Consider the following 22,686-nt stretch of genomic DNA (forward strand, 5'->3'; position numbering starts at 1 on the left):
GATGAATAGAAAGCAGAAAATTGGAAAAATAGGGGAGGAAAAGGCCTGCAGCTATCTGAAGAGACATGGTTTTGAACTTCTGGAACGGAATTACCGGATCCGTGGAGGGGAAATCGATATTGTCACAAAGGATGGTGATGAACTTGTTTTTGTTGAGGTAAAGACAAGAACGGATCAACAGTTTGGAATGCCGGCCGAAGCGGTGACACGCTCAAAGCAGAGACACTTGATTGACACAGCGCGGTACTATATTCATCAAAAACAGTTCTATCAGACAGCGGCAAGATTTGACGTAATCGAAGTGATGATTGACCAGACAGGTATCTTTCATAAAGTTACCATAAATCATATAAAAAATGCTTTTATGCTTTCTTGAGAGGTGAAACCATCTATGTATAATATCATTGATGCACATTGCGATACGGCTTATGAACTTTATAAAATTCTTGGAGATCTGAATGCAAACCAATTATCGTTCAGTATTGATAAGATCAAAAAATATCATTCTTATATTCAGTTTTTTGCCGTTTGGTCCGATCCGGTATACATAGGCGAACAATCTCTGCACATGGCGAAAAAAATCATTGAGTATCTAAAGTACCAGCTTACACTGTATCAGGTCCCGATTATTTTAAACCGTTGCGACTTGGAAAAATACCGGGATACGAAGGGATTAAAATGCTTTCTTACCGTGGAGGGCGGGGAGCCGGTCGGAGAGGATATCTGCAATTTGGATTTGCTGTATGAAATGGGGGTCAGACTTATGACACTTACCTGGAACGGCATCAATGCCATTGGATGCGGCAGTATGTCAGGCTGGGAAAAGGGGCTGACCGATTTTGGAAAGCAGGTTGTGAGACGGATGAATCAACTGGGAATGACAGTAGATGTCTCCCATTTAAATGAAGCGGGCTTCTATGATGTTATGGAGATTACACAAAAACCGGTGATGGCGAGCCACTCCAATTCCAAATTTCTTCATCCGCATAAGCGGAACCTGTCTGATGAACAATTTTTAGAATTAGTAGAAAATAATGGAGTTACAGGTATTAACATCTATCCACTGTTTTTAGGAAAAGAGGAAAATCTTTCTGTCATGGTACGGCATATTGAACATTTTCTTTCTTTAGGCGGAGAAGACCATATTGGTATCGGCACAGATTTTGACGGGATTGACCGGACGATTCCCGAAATACAGGACGCTTCTCAAATGGAGAATCTGATAAACCGGCTTTTACAGTTGAATTATAGTGAAACTGTCATAAAAAAGATATCCTTTGAGAATGTATATCGGGTAATATATGAAAATTTGAATAATGAATGAATGAAAATTGCAAAAAAGTATTGAAAAGTCTGTTAAAAAGGTGTAGAATATCTTTAAAATGCAATTTGATAGAATAAAATTTTCATTGGGGGATTTTGAAATGAACTTACACATTAGTCAGAAAGCAAGTTCCATATCGCCTTCCGCAACATTGACAATTGATGCGAAATTTAAAAGTATGAAAGCGGAAGGAATTGATGTTGTCGGATTCGGAGCAGGGGAACCTGATTTTGATACGCCGCAGCATATCAAAGATGCAGCGATTAAAGCCATCAATGATGGTTTTACAAAGTACACGCCGGCTTCCGGAATGCTGGAACTGAAAAAGGCAATATGTGAAAAATTTAAACGGGATAATGCCCTTGACTATACACCTGCCAATATTGTCGTATCCAACGGAGCAAAGCACTCTTTGGTAAATGCTTTCAGTGCAATCTGTGATCCGGGTGACGAGGTAATTATTCCTGCGCCATACTGGGTCAGTTATCCGGAGATGGTCAAGCTGGCAGACGCAGTACCTGTCATCATTGAGACAAGAGAAGAGGATCACTTTAAATTTACCGTGGAGGAACTTCATGAGGTTGTCACAGAAAAGACCAGAGCGATTGTTTTAAACAGCCCCAGCAACCCTACTGGTATGGTGTATACAAAGGAAGAACTAAGAAAAATTGCAGATTATGCAGTGGAAAAAAATTTATATATCGTTTCGGATGAAATCTATGAATCTCTTATTTACGATGGGGAAGAGTCAGTCAGCATCGCTTCTTTCAATGATCGGATCAAGGATTTGACCATCGTCGTTAACGGCGTTTCAAAAACCTATGCGATGACCGGATGGCGGATTGGCTATACTGCTTCCAACGAGGCAATTGCAAAAGTGATGTCAAATGTGCAGAGCCATGCGACATCCAATCCCAATTCCATCGCACAGGTTGCCGCTATTGAAGCTTTAAGAGGTCCTATGGATACTGTTTGGGAGATGAAAAAAGCTTTTAAAGAACGCCGCGATCATATGGTAAAACGGGTTAACGAAATAGAAGGTGTTTCCTGTAAGATGCCTCAGGGTGCTTTTTATATCATGATGAATATTGAAAAACTGCTGAACAAAGAATACTATGGTGTCTTTGTAAAGGACAGCGATGCGTTCTGTACATTGCTTCTGGAAAAAGGAAAACTGGCGCTTGTCCCGGGAAGCGGTTTCGGCGCACCGAACTTCGTCAGATGGTCCTACGCAACCAGCATGGAAAACATTGATGAAGGTTTGAATCGGCTTGAAAAGTTTATTACAAACCAATTATAAATAGCAGCAGACAAGCTCACTTATTCAAGTGAGCTGTTTGTATTGTGAAAGGAGAACAGAAGAAAATGGCTGATAATTCAGTTTACGAAAGTCCGTTGAATACCAGATATGCCAGCAAAGAAATGCAGCATATTTTCAGTAACGATACCAAATTTAAGACTTGGAGAAAACTTTGGATCGCCCTGGCGGAATGTGAGAAAGAATTGGGTCTTCCCATCACACAGGAGCAGATTGACGAGCTGAAAGCATTTCAGGGGGATATCAACTACGATGTGGCCCGGGAGCGGGAAAAACTGGTGCGGCATGACGTGATGTCCCATGTGTACGCTTACGGAGTACAGTGTCCCAATGCGAAGCCAATTATTCATCTTGGGGCCACTTCCTGCTATGTTGGTGACAATACCGATCTGATCATCATGCGGGATGCATTGAAGCTGGTAAAAAAGAAGCTGATAAACGCCATTAAGCAGCTTGCGGATTTCGCGGATGAATATAAGGATCTGCCCACTTTGGGCTTCACCCATTTTCAGCCTGCGCAGCTTACAACAGTGGGGAAGAGAGCTTCCCTGTGGCTCTATGATTTGTATCTGGATTTGGAGCAGCTGGATTTTGTGATTTCCTCACTTCGCTTTAGGGGGGTGAAGGGAACAACCGGCACACAGGCCAGTTTTATGGAACTGTTTGACGGAGATTCCGACAAAGTGAAAAAACTGGACAAGATGGTAACTGCGAAAATGGGATTTCAGGAAGCTTATCCGGTAACAGGACAGACGTATTCCAGGAAGGTTGATGCGCTTGTTCTGAATGCTTTGTCCTCCATTGCACAGAGTGCGCATAAATTTGCTTCCGACATTCGTTTGCTGCAGCATCTAAAAGAAGTGGAAGAACCCTTTGAGAAAAGCCAAATTGGATCCTCTGCGATGGCATATAAGAGAAATCCCATGCGCAGTGAACGCATCTGTTCCCTTGCAAAATATGTGATGACGGATGCAATGAATCCTGCAATGGTCTATGCGACTCAGTGGTTTGAAAGAACATTGGACGACTCTGCCAACAAAAGAATTGCAGTTCCCGAAGCTTTCCTGGCGGTAGACGCTATTTTAAATATTATGATCAACGTCACGGATGGTTTGGTGATTCATCCAAAAGTGATTGAGAATCGAATCCTCTCTGAGCTTCCTTTCATGGCAACGGAAAACATTATGATGAGTGCGGTAAAAAAGGGAAAAGACCGGCAGGATCTGCATGAGGCGATTCGGGAACATTCTATGATGGCGGCAAAGGTCGTAAAGGATGAAGGAAAGCCAAACGATCTGATAGAACGGATTCTTGCGGATCAGGAAACCTTTGATTTGACAAAGGATGATTTAAAGGATATCATGAAGCTGGAGAATTATATCGGAAGGGCACCGCAGCAAGTTTCTGAATTGCTTGATGAGGTTATCAAGCCGGTTCTTGAAGCGAATGAGGAACTGCTTGGTGTTGATGTTGAATTGAAAGTGTAGGTGTTAAGAGATGAAATATGGTTTTGTAGGGGCTGGAAACCTGGCTTCGTCCGTCATTGACGGCATGGTATCCTCCGGTCAGTATCAAAAGGATGACATTGTTGTGTTTGATACAAGTGAGAGTGTAAAAGCTTCATACCGCGATAAAGGGTTCCGCACGGTCGACGGCACAGGTGATTTGGAAAATGACTGTGACTTCATTTTTCTGACAGTCAAACCCCATATTTATCCAATGATACTGTCCCAGCTGAAGGGAGACAAAGTGTATGTCTCTGTCGCGCCGGGCGTAACCATTGAAGAGATCCGAAAGAATATGGGCAGGGATGCAAAGATTGTGAGGACGATGCCGAATACTCCTGCAAAAGTTTCTGCGGCTATGACGGTAATGTGTCATTCCGACAACATCTTGGAGGAAGAATTTTCTGCCGTCCGAGCGGTATTCCAGAGTATTGGCAAGGTCAAAATTCTGGAGGAGGATTTGCTGAATGCCAGCGTTGCGGTAAGCGGAAGCAGCCCAGCTTACGTTTATATGATGATTGAAGCGATGGCAGATGGGGCCGTGATGCAGGGAATCGACCGGAAAACGGCTTATGAATTAGCCGCTCAGTCTGTATACGGAGCGGCGAAAATGGTCTTGGAAACAGGAGAGCATCCAGGTGTGCTGAAGGACAATGTATGTTCTCCGAAAGGAACAACCATCGCGGCTGTGTATGAGCTTGAAAAACGCGGGTTTCGCAGTGCTCTGATCGGTGCAATGGAAAAATGCTATGAAAAAATGAAAAAATAAATAGGCATACAAGCCGCCCCTTTTGTATATATTGTAACACAATACTTTTTACAAAAGGGGTTTTTTATATGCCTATAAAGGAAACTGTGAGGTACCATTTTCGAAGTAATCTGTTCAAATATGTTTTTTTGTCTGCTATTTTTATCCTCGGAATCATTTCCGGCACCTATGTTGTGATGCGGTATGATTTAAATGAAGTCAAGGATGTCACCGTTTTTATGGATGATTTTTTCAAGATTTTTTCTCAGGGATCTGTGGATTATCAAGCTATTTTCAAAACATCTATTCTAAATATGACGAAAGAATTTTTGATGGTATGGCTTTTGGGATTCACTGTGATCGGTGTGCTCGGTATCGTTCTTCTTGTATTCCGCCGGGGCTTTTTGATCGGCTTTGTCTCCGCATTTTTTATTAAGGTTTATACGGCAAAGGGAATTGGCATTTCCTTGGCTCTGTTTTCCGCACAAGCTATTTTATATATTCCGGTTCTTTTTATTTTAAGTATTTTTGCTTTCGAATTTTCTATGCTTTTGCTCAATATGGTAACCGGGAAGATGAAATATAAAACGGATATCAAAAAATTTATTCTGTTTTATACCTGCGTTATGATCTGCGCAATTCTAATTGGCTGTGTCTATGCGCTGAGCGAAACTTATATTGTTCCCTATTTGCTGAAAATAATTATGTAAACTTAACATAAAATGATAAGTTTGTGAATTGTGTATAAAATTTTATGTCTAATTTTGTTGAACTTTGAAAGAGATTTCTCAAAAAAACGCTGTACATTGGTCTATGTTTTATGTAAAATAGAATCATGACAATTTCAGGTGCTGTATCACATCGTTGGCAGGCTGTGAACGCACCGGACAGAGGTGCAAGGATGAATTCTCAAATTATTGATTTTTTAGATTTTATGGAAATCGAAAAAAGTCTGAAGACCAACACGCTGGATTCCTATCGCAGAGATTTACATATTTTCAGCGAATATTTAGAGGAAAAAGGGATATGCTACAGTGCGTGTGAGACACAGGATATTGTAGGTTATCTGGATCACTTAAAGGATGAGGGGAAGGCACAGAGTACCGTATCCAGGAATCTGGCTTCGATCCGCGCCTTTTATAAATATCTCTACGATACATGTACACTGGATTGCGATCCTGCAAAATCGGTGCGGTATGAGAAAGTGGAACGAGGAAAAATCTGCGTTCTTACCGGAAAGGAGATCGATCGGCTTTTAGACCAGCCGGATACCAATTGTTTTAAAGGGCTTCGGGACAAGGTGATGCTGGAGGTCCTGTATGCTACCGGCATCAAAGTGAGTGAACTGCTGGATTTAACATATGAGGATATCAACCTTCATGTAGGATACATTGTATGCCGGCATGATGGGAAAGAAAGAGTGATTCCTCTGCATCACGAAGCAGTTGAATATTTAAGGGTATATATTGCACGGCTTCTGGACGGAGATCATATGAAAAAGGATAAGCATATTTTTATCAATCTGAGCGGAACCAGAATGTCCCGGCAGGGATTTTGGAAGATTGTCAAGGAATATGCGGCAAAAGCGAAAATACATAAGGAAATTACTCCTCATACCTTGCGTCATTCCTTTGCGGCGCATCTTTTACAGAACGGAGCGGATTTAAAATCCATCCAGGAGATGCTGGGACATTCGGACATTTCTACCACAAAAGTATACAGCCAGTTTGTTAAGACAAAATTTCAGGACGTCTATAACCGGGCGCATCCGAAAGCAAAATAGGAGAAGAAAATGGACATCTTTCATGTTTTATCAAAAAAAATAAAAGGCGGTGTTTTGAACGAAGACGAAATTCGGTTTTTCGTCGACAGCGTCACAAATGGTAGAATGGAAGATTATCAGATTTCAGCCATGCTGACAGCAATGTATATTCATGGTTTGACCTGTGAAGAATTGTTTTCTCTCACAGAACGAATGGCCTATTCCGGAGATTTTATGCCGTTGGCAGAAGATCCTATGCTGGTGGACAAACATTCCTCCGGTGGGGTTGGAGACAAAATATCCTTTATCTGTTCTCCACTGATTGCATCATTAGGGATGAAAATCGCTAAAATGTCGGGAAGAGGGCTTGGACATACCGGGGGAACGATTGACAAGCTGGAAGCCATTCCGCAGATAGACATCAATCTTTCAACAGCTGCCTTTCAGCATGTGCTTGATGAAGTTGGCTGTGTGATAAGCGGTCAGACCGGAAATTTTTGTCCTGCAGATAAAAAGATGTATGCACTGCGGGATGTGACAGCTACTGTAGACAGCCTGCCTTTGATTGCCTCCAGTATTATGTCGAAAAAGATTGCCTCAGGAGCAAAAAATATTATACTGGATGTAAAATGCGGCCATGGTGCATTTATGAAAGATTTGCGGCAGGCGCAGTCCCTGGCACATCTGATGCTGGATATTGGCAGCTCTTTTCAGAGAAATATGGTGGTTTTAATTACCGATATGAATGAACCCTTGGGATGCTGTGTGGGCAATGCGCTGGAAGTGATAGAGGCTACAGAAGTTTTAAAGGGAAAAGAAATTGCAGATTTGAAGGAAATTTCGGTGGCGATTGCAGGATATGCGATGGTTTTGACCGGTTTGGAAGCAAATCCTGAGAAAGCAATGCATAAAGCGGCTGAACATTTAAAAAACGGCAAGGCATTTTCTAAATTTCGTCAGATGATCACGATGCAAAAGGGGGATCCCTCTTTTCTTGAGGATTATGAAAGACTACCGCTCTGTAGAAAACGTGTGGAGGTGACAGCACCTGTTTCCGGCTATATCAAAGATATTGATTCGGAATTGATAGGGATCGCTTCCATGCTTGCTGGAGCCGGAAGGGAGAAAAAAGAGGATACACTTGATTATGGCGCAGGTATCCTTTTCAATAAAAAAATTTCTGATCCGGTGAAGGAAAATGAAGTTCTGGCCACTCTTTTTTGTGAGGATGAGAAAAGAGCTTTGGAAGCAAAAAGTGTTATACTGGATGCATTTCAGATCGATCGGTTTCGGCCGGAAAGAAAAACAAAAATTTTAAAGGTTATGTCTAATATAGAATTGGAAGGGGACGCTTAGCGTCTCCTTTTTTGATACAACTGAGGACAATATGTCTCCCTCCTCTTTCGATGACGGTTTCCATATCCTCATCAAGCAGGGGTATAATCTCCCGCTTCGTGCGGCACTGCCGTGAGGGCCTTATCCTCGTTGAATGACAGGAGAAGGCCTTATGAGAGAGTTACATGGTTTCGGGTATAAATTTGAAGGTTTATAAGAAAATTTAAAATGTTTAAGGGCAGGTGTTCTCTTCACTTTTCAGACAGTGTTCACCCACTCGCTGAAAACGCTGAATGACGGTTCCTTTATGAAATCAGGATGTAAAATGGTATGGAACAATAAAAACTTTATTTTATCATTGAAATATTAAAATTATAAATTTTTTTGAACGATTCAACAGAAGTGAGGCAAATTTATTTACACCTGTAAGGTGAAATGATATAATAACCTCACGTGCCTCTAAGCCGTTGAGAGCGGGTAGGGATGCGGAGAGCTTTGAATCCTTATTATGTGCCTATCAGGCGGAACCGATAAACAGGAGGAAATATTACAGTATGTCACTTCATATTATTGATGAAGCAAAAAGATGCCTTCATTGTAAAAAGCCGCAATGTGCCAAGGGATGTCCAATCAATACAAATATTCCCGAAATGATAAAAATGCTTTTGAAAGGTGAAATTAGAGAAGCTGGGGATATGCTTTTTTCGAATAATCCTTTGTCTCTTTTGTGTTCCTTTGTATGTAACCATGAAAAGCAATGCGAGGGGCACTGCGTTCTCTCAAGAAAAGGTCAATCGGTTCACATCAGTACAATTGAAAATTATATCTCCAATTACTTTTTAAATTTTCCCATTCAGAAATATACTGGTGAGAGAAAAGAAAAAATTGCAATTATTGGTTCCGGACCAGCTGGATTAACCATTTCGATTATTCTTGCACAGAGGGGATATGATATCACAATATTCGAGTCGAGAGAAAGGATAGGCGGTGTTTTAAGATACGGAATTCCTGAATTCAGACTGCCCAAAACAGCTCTTGAAAAATACACGGATAAATTGCTCGAACTGGGGATTAAAATTCGGCCGAATACGGTTATCGGTCATGGTGGTCTCGTGATAGATGATCTCTTCAGAGACGGATATAAGGCTATCTTTATAGGTACTGGAGTGTGGAAGCCCAATTCTCTTGGTATCAAAGGAGAAAGTCTTGGAAATGTGCATTTTGCAATTAATTATCTGAAAAATCCTGATGTCTATCATCTAGGGCAGAGCGTTATTATCATCGGCGCGGGAAATGCAGCGATGGATGTTGCCCGGACAGTGGTAAGAAAAGGGGTAAGAGATATTACCGTGTTTTTTATTATGGGAGAGGAACAGCTTACTGCAAGTAAGAGTGAAGTAGCCTACGCGATCGTGGAAGGAATCAAATTTGAATACTTTAAATCTCCTGTAGAAATAACAGACCGAGGAGTTGTGTTTTCTGACACAAGATTGATACAAAAGGTTGACGGTTCCGTATGGTATGAAAATATAGAAAATACAACTCAATTATATGAGGCTGACAGTGTGATTGTATCTATCAGTCAAGGCCCCAGAAATTATATTGTTGCTACAACCGAAGGGCTTCACACCGATCAAAAAGGACTGATTGTAGCGGATGGAGCAGGCAGGACAACTCGTGAAGGAATCTTTGCATCCGGAGACGTTGTAAGCGGTGCAAAAACAGTTGTAGAAGCAGTTAACTATTCAAAGAAGGTAGCGGATTCCATGGAACAGTATGTCATTTCTCTAAGACACGGCAAGAAAGGAAAAGGAGTATAACCTTGCCAATAATGTCTCCTGTTTTTGTAAAGGAACGGGGAGAGCAAACTTCCGCAGTCAAAAACACACCCCAAGACTCTGAGGGGTGTGTTTTCATACCAAATTAAATAGATTTTACTCTTCGATAATCTCTTCCAGACAATACTTTCCTCTTATGTAGGGCTCGCGGTTCATCCATCTTCCGCAAGTGAAATCCGGAATGGGAACCGGTGCGCCGTTTAATAACACCGATTGTTCGGAAAGAACGGAAATACACATCCAAGATGCCGTGTCATAAACGTCAATGGGAGTGTTTGTCTGTGCTTTCACACTCTCAAAGAAAGCACGGAATACCATCCAATCCATACCGCCGTGACCGCCCTTGATTTCGTTTTTCTTGGCTTCCTGCCAGATGGGATGATCATATTGAGTATGGTATGTATCGGCGTTGCCCCATTGTTCCTTCCAATTTTCATCATATTTATTATGCTGTCCATCGATGAAAATGGAGTCGGTTTGTTCCTCATATCTTCCTTTGGTTCCGCAGACAGTAAAACCGCGGCAGTATGCGCGGGGGAGAGTTGTGTCCAGAGTCATTACGATGGTTTGACCACCGGCACATTTTACAGTGGTGGTGACAATATCACCCTGATGGAAAACAGCGTTTTTTAAGGAAGAATTTAAATGTTTCGGATCCCCCTCTTTATAATAATACGGAAGTGACAGACGATCCATATTGTCATTCACATATTGTGCCATTCCGGCTGACTTTGAAGAAACTGAGGTTAATGACAGCATTCGGTTGCCGCGATTGATATTGAGAAGTTTTGCGATGGGACCCAGTTCATGTGTATTATAATTATCACAGTTTCGGTTCAGATAATTTCTTAAACGATAATGTCGTTTTTCAATCCCTGTGGCGATTTCATCTCTCAAATCGTGATGATATCCTCCGGCACAGTGGACAATCTCACCGAACAGACCTTTTTTCACCATATTAAGTATCATAAGCTCCGTTTTGCCATAACAGCAATTTTCAAGCATCATACAGGGCATTCCGGTTTTTTCCGAGGTTCTGACCAATCTCCAGCACTGCTCGATATCATATGCACCGCCTACTTCTATCCCAACATATTTTCCCGCTAGCATAGCCTCGCAGGCGATGTCGATATGAGATTCCCAGGCACAGGTAATCACAATGGCGTCAATTTCCTCTATTTTGAGAACTTCTCTATAGTCGGTGGAAGCAAAGACATTTGGATTTCCAGCTTCTTCAGATAATTTGCGCGCTTCCTCCATCCTGTCCTCATAGCTGTCACATACCGCGCGGATTTCCACATCATCCATGGGAAGCATAACATCCTTTAACAGGGAGGTTCCGCGATTTCCAAAACCAATGACGCCGATTTTAATTTTTCCCTTCAAAATTTTTCTCCTCTTTTCTATTGCATATTTTTATATGATTTGCTATAGTGATATTATATGATAACTTATTTTGAATTTAAATAAGGAAAAAGGGAAAAAACATTCAAAATCGGATATATGGAGGAGAGAATGCAGGACGGATGGAATACACTGGATCATTTGCTGAGCATTGAGGCGCTCTATACTGCTTTTGAGAAAAAATGTGATAAAGATTTTTATTTTGCAGGGGAAATGCATGATTTTTGGGAATTTGTCTATGTGAAACAGGGAGAAGTTGGAGCCGCAGCAGATGATGTGGTTTACAAACTCTCAAAAGCACAGATTATTTTTCACAAACCAATGGAATTTCACAGATTATGGGCGGAGTCGGGGACCGAGCCGGAGGTGTTTATCATGTCTTTCAAAATGAGCGGACAAGGAGCATTCGATTTGGAAAACAGAGTTTTTCAGCTGAACTATGAAACAGAGACACTGCTGCATTCTCTTATCTCTCATATTAACAAGGCATTTGAGCCTTCCGAAAAAGGGGGGCTGGAAAGAAAAGAGGGTATTGAGTGGGTTGATTTTCAGCTGGTGGCAAATGATCTGGAACGGTTATTTTTGATCATTTTGAAAAAAAATTCTGTTTTAGATACCAAAAATCATACACAAAGCGCTCGGAATTACAGTTTGATTGTGCAGCAGATTGAAGAGCATCTTTTTGAGCCGCTTTCTCTGAATAAAGTTGCGGAGCTTTGCAATATGAGTATTAGCACAGTAAAAAAAACGTTTGCAAAATACGGCGGGCAGGGGGTAATGAAATATATCAATCAGAGAAAAATTTCCGAAGCGGTGTCGCTTTTGCAGAATGGGAAAAATGTGACTGAGGTTAGTGATATCCTGGCCTTTTCTACCCAGAGTTACTTCAGCACCGTTTTTAAGCAGTTCACTGGAACAAAGCCTTCTGAATATATGCGGCGATGAAAGGGTAATAAAATCTTCCAAACAGGCATACATATTACCATCGATGAAAAACTGGAGGTATATGATATGGGCTGTTTTGGAAAAAAGATTCTTTTTTTGACAATTGTATTCTGCATGCTGACTCCCTCTCTGGGCTTGGCGAATCAGTCACCGGTATTGGAGGTAACGGCGCCAAGTGCAGTACTGATGGAAGCTTCTACAGGAAAGCTTCTTTATGAGAAGGAATGCCATGTGGAACGGCCGATTGCCAGCGTTACAAAAATTATGACGGTACTTTTGATTATGGAAGCAATCGATAATGGTTCCTTAAAATATGACGATATGGTAACGGCCAGTGAATATGCATCAAAAATGGGAGGTTCCCAAATCTATCTGGAGGCCGGAGAAAAGATGAGTGTGGAGAATATGCTCAAGGCAATTCTGGTATCCAGCGCAAATGATGCTTGTGCGGCTATGGCGGAACATCTTGCCGGAAGTATGGAGACGTTTGTTGCAAATATGAATAAACGTGCAAAGGAATTGGGGATGGAGAACACTAATTTTATTAATACAAATGGTTTGGATGTGGAAAACCATTATTCCTGTGCCTACGATGTGGCTCTAATGTCCAAAGAACTATTGAAACATCCGGATGTAAAGAAGTACACCACAATTTGGCAGGATAGTCTTCGCGATGGATCTTTTGTCCTTTCCAACACCAACAAGCTGATTCGGTTTTATGATGGAGCGACCGGTTTAAAGACGGGATATACTACAAATGCGAAGCATTGTTTGTCCGCTACAGCAAAAAAAAATGAGATGGAGCTGATCGCTGTTGTTTTGGCAGCTCCCACTTCCAATGACCGGTTCAATGACGCAAAAAAACTGTTGGATTTCGGGTTCGCAAATTACGAAATAAAGCAGGGAATTGAAAAAGAAGTAGAGGTCGGAGAGATCAAAGTTGAAAACGGAAAGTCAGATATTTTAAAGTTGGTAACCGGCAGCGGATTTTCCGCTTTGGACGAAAAGACAAATAAAAGTGAAATAAAAAAGAATATCGAAATACCGGATTCTATACTAGCTCCCGTTGAAAAGGGGCAGGTGATCGGCCAGATGAAGTTTTTAAAAGGGGAAGAGGAACTCGGTTGTATTGATTTGATTGCAGCAAATGAGGTGCCGAAAAAGACTTATTTCGATATTTTAAACCGTATGGTTGAAACCTGGTTTTGTATGGTTTGATGCATCAGGGGCTTCATTCTGTCATAAAGCAAAATGACAGAGCGAAGCCCCTTGCTGAAATTCACAAAGAATATTAAACTATCTTGATAAAACGGCTGCTGGCATATCCTACGACTCCATTATAATCTACAACATACCAATCCTGATATTTTCCTAAAATAGTGATAGGATTGTTATTGTAAGCTCTGCCAATCACAGGGGAATAGATATTCGGTTTGCTGCGAATATTGAGATATCCGCTTGTGATGGCAACCATTCCATTTTGCTTTGGCTGCGGCGTAACCAAAGGAATTCCAAAATATTCTGTTAGTGATAAAGCAAGATTTCTAGCAATTGCAGGGATATTATTTTTAATCCAGTTGGCGTCATTCTCATTGTCGTGATAGGCGAGTTCAATTAAGTTGGCCGGGGCTCTTGTTTTGGAAACTTCCCCGATAGAAGTGGTTGAAACCGCGCGTACCAAACCTGGAATCGGATAAATTGTTTTCAAATTACGCACAAAAATAGAAGCTGCGCGCTGTCCTCTGGTGCTGCCGGGATAGTAATAAACATCGGTACCCCGCTTACTGCCGTAACGGCCTTCTGGAGCCGCGTTGGAATGCAGTGCGAGATAAAAATCATAGTTTCCTTCATTGGCCTGGCGGATAGAGGAAGCTGCTGTCATTTGGGGCGTGTTGCGAGTATATTGTATTCCGCTGGACTGCAGATAGGGAACTAATGCGTCCGCCAGAAGATTCATATAGTATTCTTCTGTCCCTCCGTTGACATATAAATTATTTTCCTGAGTAGATGGACTTAAGTATATTCTTGGCATGATTTCACTCCTTTTCTTAATATCATAAAAATAAGACTTTTCATGATAACCTCATGGAACAAAACGAAATCAGGGGTTTCTGTGTTCCGAAAAACATTAAATTATAACAAGATGAAACGTTTTTTCTGCACATTGTGCGCAAAAGGCACGATACAATCGCTTCAACCTCGCTTTGCTGTCTTACGTCTTTGCATGCGGCAAGTACCGCTTCCTTTTTCAGCGTAAGTGCAACCTTCTGCTGAAGTGCTGCATTTTTAATACCTTAAAGTTCTGTAAGGCTATTATATCATAGTCACAAGCCGCATTGTGGCGAAGTGGCATGATTCAATCGTTCTCCAAACTTCTTGACATTTTCAATGCCTTAGAAGTTTGTGAGGTTATTATATCATATGAAAAAGAAAGAGTTCATGTTCTTTGTTTTGGATTGACATGGACCATACAATGCTTGACTGCTTCAAAATTTCTTTCAACCGCAGTATGAACATTTTCTGCAATATTGTGCGCTTGTTCCAGTGACAATTGATCGTCAGCACTTATTTCAATGTCCACATAAATTCTGGCTCCAAACAGTCTTGTTTTAATTTCATCCACATCATCAACACCGTCTTGATTCAATGCCGTTTCAGAAATTTTTTTGCAGATTGCCTCATCGCATGCCCGATCGACCATTTTGTCAATTGAATCTTTAAAAATGCGGCCGGCAGCTTTAATAATTAACAGGCAGATCACTGCGGAAGCAATGGGATCCAGAACAGGAAAACCTATTCTGGCACCGAATATTCCGATAAAACTGCCAATAGATGAAAGAGCGTCGGAACGGTGATGCCAGGCGTCTGCCATCAATGCACCGGAGCGTATTTTTAAAGCGGCATCCCTTGTATACCAATACATCCATTCTTTTACGGCTATTGAAATAATTGCTGCGATTAGGGCGGGTAATCCAGGACTGTGCAATTGTCCTGCCATTCCTTGTATGATTTTGCGAAAGGCCTCATATCCGATTCCTGCTCCCACCGCAAACAATGCCGCTGAAAGAAGAATGGAAGCGACACACTCAAAGCGTTCATGGCCATAAGGATGTTTTTGATCGGAAGGCTTATTTGACATGTGAATTCCAGCCATGACGATAAAAGTGGTGAATACATCTGAAATGGTGTGAACAGCGTCTGAAATCATAGCGCCTGAGCGACTAATAATTCCGGCTGCAAGCTTTAAAATGGATAAAATCATATTAACGACAATGCTGATAACGGATACATGAATTGCCAAATTTTTTTTCATAAACTCCCTCCTGCACACTTTTTATAACCCTGCTGAAAGTCTCGCCTTTTGCAGGGGTGAACGCTTTTAAGGCATCTTTTGCTGCACAAAAACAATTTCGTCTTGTTATAATATAGAAAATTATCTGGATTTGTGTATCTTTTTGCTCAGTTAAATGAAATATTTAAAGAAAATAAATGCTTGACTGCGAAATTTACCACGAATAATAAACTTTTTTTGTTTAAAGAGCGGGATAAAAAAGAGATTGCCGGACAAAATAGGTATAAAGCACTCTTCCTTTTCATAGAATGGATTATGTTATATGTGCATGTTACGGGTTCGTACAGAAGTGCAATTTAATTTTCTGCAAAACACGCAATTCTTGGGTTGTTTTGTGTACAATCTGATTTACGAAGAGAAGGGGATTCAATTGAGAAGAACGAAAGCATATGTTGTCATCAATGCCAGAAAAACCGCAAAAGCGGGATTGATCGCCGCTGTCATCATCGGCCTTCTTTGGATGATGATGTCAAAGCCGTTTGCGGATTTGACTTGGACATCCGTGAAGAAAGCTACTTTGGAAAAAGATAAATATGAAGAAATATCACCATTATTTGCAGTAAAAAATTCGGCGGAGGGGGAAAACGCAGAGGATACCCCTTTTCGCTGGCTTAATATTCTAATAAATAAAAGAGTTGAAAAACCTGCAAGCCTGCTTGCAAGTGAAATATTTGCAGTAAGCGGTATCAAGCCAGCGCTTGCTGCAGCACACCAATATGTGAATGAAGGAAACTTTTACTTTGAACCTCCGAAAAAAAATGAAAAGCGTGAGGTTGATGTTCCAAATAAAAAAGAACCTGGACCAGCAGTGGAAACAACAATCGCCTCCATAAAAAATACAGATGAACTGTCCAAAAAGGGAATTACAATCAAAAATAATACAACTTATAATATTGATTACAATAAATTGTTTAGCGAACCGCTGAAACTCACAAAACCGAAAAATGGTGAACCTCAAGTTCTCATTGTACATACCCATGGTACGGAAAGTTACAATCCCGATACCAGAAGTGAGGATATCTCCAATAATATGATAAGAGTAGGGGATGAGATGGAAAAGGTGTTTAAAGAAAATGGCATCAATGTGATTCACTCCCAGATTATGCACGACATTCCCCAGTATAATAATTCATACCGCAAAGCGCTTAATACGATTGAGGCCACATTAAAAGAGCATCCGTCCATTCAAGTTGTGCTGGATATTCACAGGGATGCAATGACAAATAAGAATGATGAAAAGTTTAAAGTCGTGGCCAATATAAACGGTGAAAAAGTAGCGCAGGTAATGATTGTTGTGGGGACAAATCAGATGGGACTTCCAAATGATCATTGGCAGGAGAATCTAAAATTTGCAATGAAATGTCAGGAATCCATCAATCAATCTTATCCAGGGTTAACCAGGCCAATTGATTTAAGGCAGGAACGGTTTAATATGCATGCGACTTTGGGGTCACTTATTATTGAAGTGGGAACCCATGGAAATACACTTGAGGAGGCTGTAAAGTCGGGGGCATACACGGCGGAGGCTATCAGCAAGGTGCTTAATGGGGTAAAATAAAAAGTTTTTCGGTTCGAAAAACGCAGCCGCGCTCCGCACGCTGTTTTTTGAAACATGCAATTGCGCACGATTCCGCGCAATTTCCTATGTTATAAAAAAGCTTTTCTTTCAGAAAACACATTGTACACTATTTTTTGAAATAAGCAGATAACAAAAAGATGTTTTCCATATCTTACAGGTGCCGGTAAACACTTCCCCTTTTCAGAGAATACGAAGTCTTCCTTTGAACCCTTTTCATCTGGATCGTGCAAAATACTTGAAAACATTGGTTGAAGATGTTAGAATAGTAAAAGCGAATCAATTTGAGGAGGATAAATAATGAGTGTTTTCGATGAACTGAAGGCGAGAGGGCTGATCGCCCAGATGACCCATGAGGATGAGATCAGAGAACTTTTGGAAAAAGAAAAGGTAACTTTTTATATAGGTTTTGACCCGACGGCAGACAGCCTTCACATAGGACATTTTTTGCAGATGGTCGTTATGGCTCATATGCAGAGAGCTGGTCACCGCCCCATTGCCATTATCGGAGGCGGGACTGCCATGGTGGGTGATCCTTCCGGAAGGACGGATATGCGTCAGATGATGACGCCGGAAACGATTCAGCACAATGCAGACTGCTTTAAATCACAGCTTTCTAAATTGGTGGACTTTTCTGACGGAAAAGCCCTGATGGTTAACAATGCAGATTGGCTGATGGATTTAAACTATATCGAATTTTTGAGAGAGATTGGAGTCCATTTTTCCGTCAACCGCATGCTGACTGCAGAATGCTTTAAAACCAGATTGGAAAAAGGGCTGTCTTTCATTGAATTTAATTACATGCTTATGCAGAGTTATGACTTTTTGAAATTATACCGTGAGTATGGCTGCAAGCTGGAATTAGGAGGAGATGACCAGTGGTCCAATATTCTGGGAGGAATTGAACTGGTTCGCCGCTGTGAATCTGCTCAGGCATATGGGATGACCTTTACACTGCTGACCACTTCCGAAGGCAAGAAAATGGGGAAAACACAGAAGGGAGCCTTGTGGCTTGATCCGGAAAAAACATCTCCCTATGAATTTTATCAGTATTTCCGGAATGTGGATGACAAGGATGTTATCAATTGTATGAAGTTAATCACTTTTATGCCGCTGGATGAGATTGCGGCTTATGAAAAACTGGAAGGCAGCGCGATTAATGAAGCAAAAAAACGTCTGGCTTTTGAAGTGACAAAAATGGTACACGGCGAAGAGGAAGCGAAAAAAGCACAGAATGCAGCACTCGCTCTGTTTGCAAAGGGAGCGGCGGCGGAAGTACCTTCTGTGCATGTCACAAAAGATGATATCAAGGATGGCATTGGAATCGTTGATTTGCTTGTTTTGTCGAAATTGACGCCTTCCAAGAGTGAAGCGCGAAGAGTGGTTCAGCAGGGAGGCGCTTCGGTAAATGAGAAAAAGATTACCGACTTGAAAGCAGTAATTCAACCAAGTGAGTTTAAAGACGGCAGTATCCTGATTAAAAAGGGAAAAAAATCATTCGTAAAAATGATAATTGATTAAGCATTGGAACAATATTTTGATGCTTTAAGTGAAAAAGTCTCCTTTTTGCTGATACAGCCGAAAGGAGATTTTTTATGAATGTACAAAAGAAAGTCAAAAGTATTTTAATCGATACGCTCCTGCTTACCGCTGGCAGTTTTATTTTTGCAGTTTCCGTCAATACGTTTACTGCACCTAATAATATTGCGCCGGGAGGTATGACGGGTATTGCAACCATGATAAATTATTTGACCCAAGCTCCCATTGGTCTTATGATTTTCCTGCTGAACGTTCCGATCTTGCTTTGGGGATTCTTTGCCGTTGGCTTTCGGTTTATTGCAAAAACAGTGGGAGCTATCATTCTGTCCTCCTTTATTATTGATTTTACTGCAGGGATTCTTCCTGTTTATCATGGAGATAAAATCCTTACAGCTATTTACGGGGGTGTGTTGGCCGGAGTGGGATTGTCGATGTTTTTTATCCGGGGTGCAACCACAGGGGGAACAGATTTGGCCGCAAGTTTGCTGAAACGGCATTTACCGCATCTTTCTCTCGGAAAGCTTATCCTGATTATCGATTTTGTTATTGTGCTTCTTTCCGCATTGGTTTATCGAAACTTTGAAAGTCCGCTGTATGCCATCATTGTTATATTTTTGACATCTAAGGTAATAGATGCGATTCTCTATGGAGTGGATGACGGAAATGGCAGAATGATGTTTATTATTTCACCGAAAAATAAAGAAATTTCCCAGAGGATTATGTCCGAAATCGGGCGCGGTGTTACCGCTTTAAAATCAGTGGGATGCTACAGTGAACAGGAGGGCTTTGTTTTACTCTGTGCAGTATGGCGGCAGGAAATTTACAGAACCTACGCGGTGATTCATGAAATCGATCCGGATGCTTTTATTATTGTGGGAGAAGCGGGGGAAATCAGTGGCGAGGGATTCCAGAAGCTTCAAATTGCAGAGCCAGCTAAGAAAAAGAAATAAGGAGAGGGATTCTGTTCCGTTGTGAATGGAATCTTTTTTTGTTTCTCATGCCAAAAAAAGCTCTTAGCTTTCCAAGAAGGGCGGTAAATGAAAAAATGCAATGATATTCATAGGCCCCCCCTTTTCTTTTTAGCAGGAAAACTGACAAAAAAATGCACAAAATCAGAGTTATTTACCCGTAATTATTGATTTTTCTTGAAAAATGTTGCATAATAAAAAAAGATTATTATAACTTCGCAAAATCTGCCTCTTCCTTTCTATAAGTTGTCGAGTACGACTTTTGAGGCAAACGGCGGATTCATATTTGCCGCTTTGCGAGGCTGAAATGCTTGCATGGCGCCTTTTTGCAGGCAAAAAGCGTTTCAATCTTGTTATAAATAAATGATATATTGAGAGGAGTTTTCAAAATGGAAAACATCAAAAAGGTATTGACCAAAAATCCGAAAGTGAAACCGGATCAGAAACATCTGGGTTTTGGCGATTACTTTACGGATCACATGTTTATCATGGACTATACGGAAGGGAAAGGCTGGCATGATCCCAGAATCGTCCCTTATGCACCGCTTTCCATTGATCCTGCGGCTATGGTTCTTCACTATGGTCAGGCAATTTTCGAGGGAATGAAAGCGTACCATACGGAAGATGGAAGAGTCTTATTGTTCCGCCCCAGAAAAAATATGGAACGGGTGAATATTTCAAATGATAGGCTTTGTATCCCGCAAATTGATGTAGATTACTGTGTAGAGTGCATCAAAGAATTGATCAAAGTGGAAAAAGACTGGATTCCGACAGAACCGGGAACTTCTTTATATATCAGACCTTTCATCATTGCAACCGATCCTCATTTGGGGGTAAGGCCTGCCAATACATATCAATTCATTGTAATTCTCTCACCGGTCGGAGCATATTATAAAGAGGGAATCAATCCGGTTAAAATCTATGTGGAGCCTTTCTATGTAAGGGCGGTAAAAGGGGGAATAGGCTTTGCAAAGACACCCGGAAACTATGCGGCTTCCCTGAAAGCACAGGTAGAGGCAAAAGAAAAAGGCTATACGCAGGTTCTCTGGCTCGATGGTGTGGAGAAAAAATATATTGAAGAAGTCGGCACGATGAACGTATTTTTTGTGATTGGTGACGAAGTTCTGACGCCTTCCTTGGAAGGAAGCATACTTGCCGGTATCACCAGAATGTCCACCATAGAATTGTTAAAGTCTCTTGGCTTAAAAGTGACAGAGCGCAGAATAACCATTCAGGAAATTATTGACGCAAACAAAAACGGTACGCTAAAAGAAGCTTTTGGCACAGGTACTGCAGCTGTTATTTCTCCGATTGGAGAATTATATATGGACGGAACGGTGATTCCTATCAATGAAGGAAAAATCGGCCCTCTGTCCAAAAAAATCTATGATACGATCACAGGGATTCAATCCGGTAAGATCGAAGATACGTTCCACTGGACAACATTAGTAGAATAAAAAAGAAAAAGGGAGGGATAAGATGAGCACCAGCTTGAATTTGAAAAAAACCTTATTTGGTCTGAAACCGTCTGAAGTACAAGCTTATCTGCAATCTGTTTCGAAGGAAATTGAAGAGAAAATTTCCTATAAAATCGAGGAGATTGAAAAGCTCAAAAAACAGAACGAACAGTATTTGGATCAGATAAAAGCATTGCAGTTCAAGGTTGACAAGGCTGCTCAGGAAAAAGAACGGATTGCCGAAGCTTTCCTGAAGGCGGAGAATAGTGCAAACGAGATTATGCATTCCGCGCAGCAGGACGCTGAAAAAATGGTAAGCGAGGCTAGGGGAAAAGCAAATCAGATAATCAGCGAAGCGGAAAAAAAAGTGGCGGAATACCAAGCGGAAATGGATCGAAAGTTCAAGAGGCAGCAAATGGAATTGGAGGCACAAAAAAGAGAGATTCTTGTGATGAGAGAGAACATCACAAGAACCCTCGAAAAGTTTGACGATACCCTCGGAAAAATTGTCGAATTATAAAAAAATTATCTGCTGTAACCCTATTTATAAAGCACGTTTTGGCAGTTGTGAATAAAGTTTACCCCCATTTAAATTTGACAAATTGGTCATTTTGATGTATAATGACAACTGTTGAAAAATTTAAAATGGTGGTGAGATGGTGAAAGTCTTAAGAAAAGTACTGCTGTTGGTGGCTCTTTTTCTTGTTTTAATGGTAACCGCAGCATATGCTGTCGATTATGGTATGGTCACTACAGATGTACTGAATTTTAGAGCTGGACCCGGTACGAACTACGAAATAATTGGTCAACTGAGAAGGGGCGAAGTGGTCCGGATCATTGGAAACGGTGGAAACAATTGGGTGGAAATTGTTCACAATGACCGGCAGGGATATGTTTCTCTGGCATATTTAAGTGTTAGGAGTGACGGTGAAACCGACCGCGGCAGCGTAAACAGAACTGCACAGGATGGTTATGTCACGGCAAGCGCCTTGAATATGAGAAGCGGACCTTCTACGAACAGCAGTGTTTTAAGGGTTTTGGGAAATGGACAAGGTGTTTCTGTGGTTGAGGATCTTGGAAACGGTTGGTCCCGGATTAGTGTTGACGGTCAAAATGGTTATGTGTCCAATTCTTACATAACAATTGGACAAGCCTCCAGCGGATCGGCAAAAGGGGATCAGGTTATTGCATTTGCCAAAAGATTTTTAGGCACTCCTTATCGTTATGGTGGAATGTCGCCTGCAGGCTTTGACTGTTCCGGATTTACCAAGTACGTATTCTCTAATTTTGGTATCAATTTAGGTAGAACAACCTATGATCAGGTAAACAACGGAAGTTATGTCAATAAAGCAAATTTGCAGGCTGGCGATTTGGTTCTGTTTAAGCAGGGCAGCGGTGTGGATCATGTCGGCATCTACTGTGGAAACGGAACGTTTATTCATTCTACCAGACCTGGTGATGTGGTAAAGGTTGACTCATTAAACAGTGGTTACTACAGCAGATATTATCATTCCGGAAGAAGAGTCATTTATTAATTACATAGTGGAAAAGGGCGCTTTTTGGAGCGCCTTTTCTTCTATCTTTTTTAAAAATGTAAACAAATGGATTGGGTATT

20 protein-coding genes are annotated in these 22,686 nt (G+C 41.2%); 17 read left to right on the forward strand and 3 right to left on the reverse strand.

All coding sequences use genetic code 11. The annotated features are described in order from the left end of the window. Nucleotide 1 precedes the first annotated feature (1 nt). From KQI32_RS07120 to KQI32_RS07160, 9 genes are all read left to right on the forward strand, one after another. Nucleotides 2-376, forward strand: coding sequence for a YraN family protein (locus tag KQI32_RS07120; protein WP_216424474.1), 375 nt, complete (start codon nucleotides 2-4; stop codon nucleotides 374-376). 15 nt (nucleotides 377-391) lie between these two features. Then, nucleotides 392-1,324 carry a dipeptidase gene (locus KQI32_RS07125; protein ID WP_216424476.1) on the forward strand — a complete coding sequence of 311 codons (933 nt, stop codon included), beginning with the start codon at nucleotides 392-394 and terminating at the stop codon, nucleotides 1,322-1,324. 100 nt (nucleotides 1,325-1,424) lie between these two features. Next, entirely contained in the window at nucleotides 1,425-2,624 is a 1,200-nt protein-coding gene (locus KQI32_RS07130) for a pyridoxal phosphate-dependent aminotransferase (protein WP_216424477.1), read from the forward strand. Nucleotides 2,625-2,689: 65 nt separating this feature from the next. Beyond that, complete coding sequence (purB, locus tag KQI32_RS07135; RefSeq protein ID WP_177690907.1) at nucleotides 2,690-4,129, forward strand: adenylosuccinate lyase; 1,440 nt, start codon at nucleotides 2,690-2,692, stop codon at nucleotides 4,127-4,129. Between the two features lie 10 nt (nucleotides 4,130-4,139). Then, nucleotides 4,140-4,916: a pyrroline-5-carboxylate reductase gene (proC, locus tag KQI32_RS07140; protein ID WP_216424478.1), complete on the forward strand. Its 777-nt coding sequence runs from the start codon at nucleotides 4,140-4,142 to the stop codon at nucleotides 4,914-4,916. A gap of 68 nt (nucleotides 4,917-4,984) precedes the next feature. Continuing rightward, nucleotides 4,985-5,605: a stage II sporulation protein M gene (gene spoIIM, locus KQI32_RS07145; RefSeq protein WP_177690911.1), complete on the forward strand. Its 621-nt coding sequence runs from the start codon at nucleotides 4,985-4,987 to the stop codon at nucleotides 5,603-5,605. A gap of 191 nt (nucleotides 5,606-5,796) precedes the next feature. After that, entirely contained in the window at nucleotides 5,797-6,678 is an 882-nt protein-coding gene (locus KQI32_RS07150; protein ID WP_216424479.1) for a site-specific tyrosine recombinase, read from the forward strand. 9 nt (nucleotides 6,679-6,687) lie between these two features. Beyond that, on the forward strand, nucleotides 6,688-8,013 hold the full coding sequence (locus KQI32_RS07155) for a thymidine phosphorylase (RefSeq protein ID WP_216424481.1): 1,326 nt from the start codon (nucleotides 6,688-6,690) through the stop codon (nucleotides 8,011-8,013). Between the two features lie 533 nt (nucleotides 8,014-8,546). Further along, a complete protein-coding gene (locus KQI32_RS07160; RefSeq protein WP_177690917.1) occupies nucleotides 8,547-9,812 on the forward strand; it encodes an NAD(P)-dependent oxidoreductase in 1,266 nt (421 codons plus the stop codon). A gap of 114 nt (nucleotides 9,813-9,926) precedes the next feature. Here the strand turns inward: KQI32_RS07160 and KQI32_RS07165 are convergent, their stop codons facing one another. Further along, a complete protein-coding gene (locus tag KQI32_RS07165; RefSeq protein WP_216424482.1) occupies nucleotides 9,927-11,216 on the reverse strand; it encodes a Gfo/Idh/MocA family protein in 1,290 nt (429 codons plus the stop codon). A 129-nt stretch (nucleotides 11,217-11,345) separates the two neighbouring features. On the opposite strand from KQI32_RS07165, the gene KQI32_RS07170 reads away from it, so the two are divergent. Further along, nucleotides 11,346-12,179, forward strand: a complete 834-nt coding sequence (locus KQI32_RS07170) for an AraC family transcriptional regulator (protein WP_216424484.1) — start codon at nucleotides 11,346-11,348, stop codon at nucleotides 12,177-12,179. Nucleotides 12,180-12,245: 66 nt separating this feature from the next. Next, nucleotides 12,246-13,397: a D-alanyl-D-alanine carboxypeptidase family protein gene (locus tag KQI32_RS07175; protein WP_216424486.1), complete on the forward strand. Its 1,152-nt coding sequence runs from the start codon at nucleotides 12,246-12,248 to the stop codon at nucleotides 13,395-13,397. 73 nt (nucleotides 13,398-13,470) lie between these two features. On the opposite strand, the gene KQI32_RS07180 is transcribed toward KQI32_RS07175, so the two are convergent. Next, nucleotides 13,471-14,211, reverse strand: coding sequence for an N-acetylmuramoyl-L-alanine amidase (locus KQI32_RS07180; RefSeq protein WP_177690925.1), 741 nt, complete (start codon nucleotides 14,209-14,211; stop codon nucleotides 13,471-13,473). A 405-nt stretch (nucleotides 14,212-14,616) separates the two neighbouring features. Next, nucleotides 14,617-15,492, reverse strand: coding sequence for a cation diffusion facilitator family transporter (locus KQI32_RS07185; protein WP_177690927.1), 876 nt, complete (start codon nucleotides 15,490-15,492; stop codon nucleotides 14,617-14,619). A 409-nt stretch (nucleotides 15,493-15,901) separates the two neighbouring features. On the opposite strand from KQI32_RS07185, the gene spoIIP reads away from it, so the two are divergent. The 6 genes from spoIIP (at nucleotide 15,902) to KQI32_RS07215 (ending at nucleotide 22,606) form a co-directional block, all read left to right on the forward strand. Beyond that, nucleotides 15,902-17,089, forward strand: a complete 1,188-nt coding sequence (gene spoIIP / locus KQI32_RS07190) for a stage II sporulation protein P (RefSeq protein WP_216424488.1) — start codon at nucleotides 15,902-15,904, stop codon at nucleotides 17,087-17,089. 315 nt (nucleotides 17,090-17,404) lie between these two features. Then, nucleotides 17,405-18,628 carry a tyrosine--tRNA ligase gene (tyrS, locus tag KQI32_RS07195; protein WP_216424514.1) on the forward strand — a complete coding sequence of 408 codons (1,224 nt, stop codon included), beginning with the start codon at nucleotides 17,405-17,407 and terminating at the stop codon, nucleotides 18,626-18,628. 74 nt (nucleotides 18,629-18,702) lie between these two features. Continuing rightward, on the forward strand, nucleotides 18,703-19,596 hold the full coding sequence (locus KQI32_RS07200) for a YitT family protein (protein WP_216424489.1): 894 nt from the start codon (nucleotides 18,703-18,705) through the stop codon (nucleotides 19,594-19,596). Nucleotides 19,597-20,003: 407 nt separating this feature from the next. After that, nucleotides 20,004-21,071: a branched-chain amino acid aminotransferase gene (locus KQI32_RS07205; RefSeq protein ID WP_177690933.1), complete on the forward strand. Its 1,068-nt coding sequence runs from the start codon at nucleotides 20,004-20,006 to the stop codon at nucleotides 21,069-21,071. Between the two features lie 22 nt (nucleotides 21,072-21,093). Then, the gene (locus KQI32_RS07210) at nucleotides 21,094-21,591 is read left to right on the forward strand and encodes a DivIVA domain-containing protein (protein ID WP_216424490.1); all 498 of its coding nucleotides are present in this window, start codon (nucleotides 21,094-21,096) and stop codon (nucleotides 21,589-21,591) included. 136 nt (nucleotides 21,592-21,727) lie between these two features. After that, a complete protein-coding gene (locus KQI32_RS07215) occupies nucleotides 21,728-22,606 on the forward strand; it encodes a C40 family peptidase (RefSeq protein ID WP_216424491.1) in 879 nt (292 codons plus the stop codon). The last annotated feature ends 80 nt before the right edge of the window (nucleotides 22,607-22,686 follow it).

Origin of the sequence: Acetivibrio sp. MSJd-27, assembly GCF_018918095.1 — a bacterium.
In the GTDB taxonomy this organism is placed as follows: domain Bacteria; phylum Bacillota; class Clostridia; order UMGS1840; family HGM11507; genus HGM11507.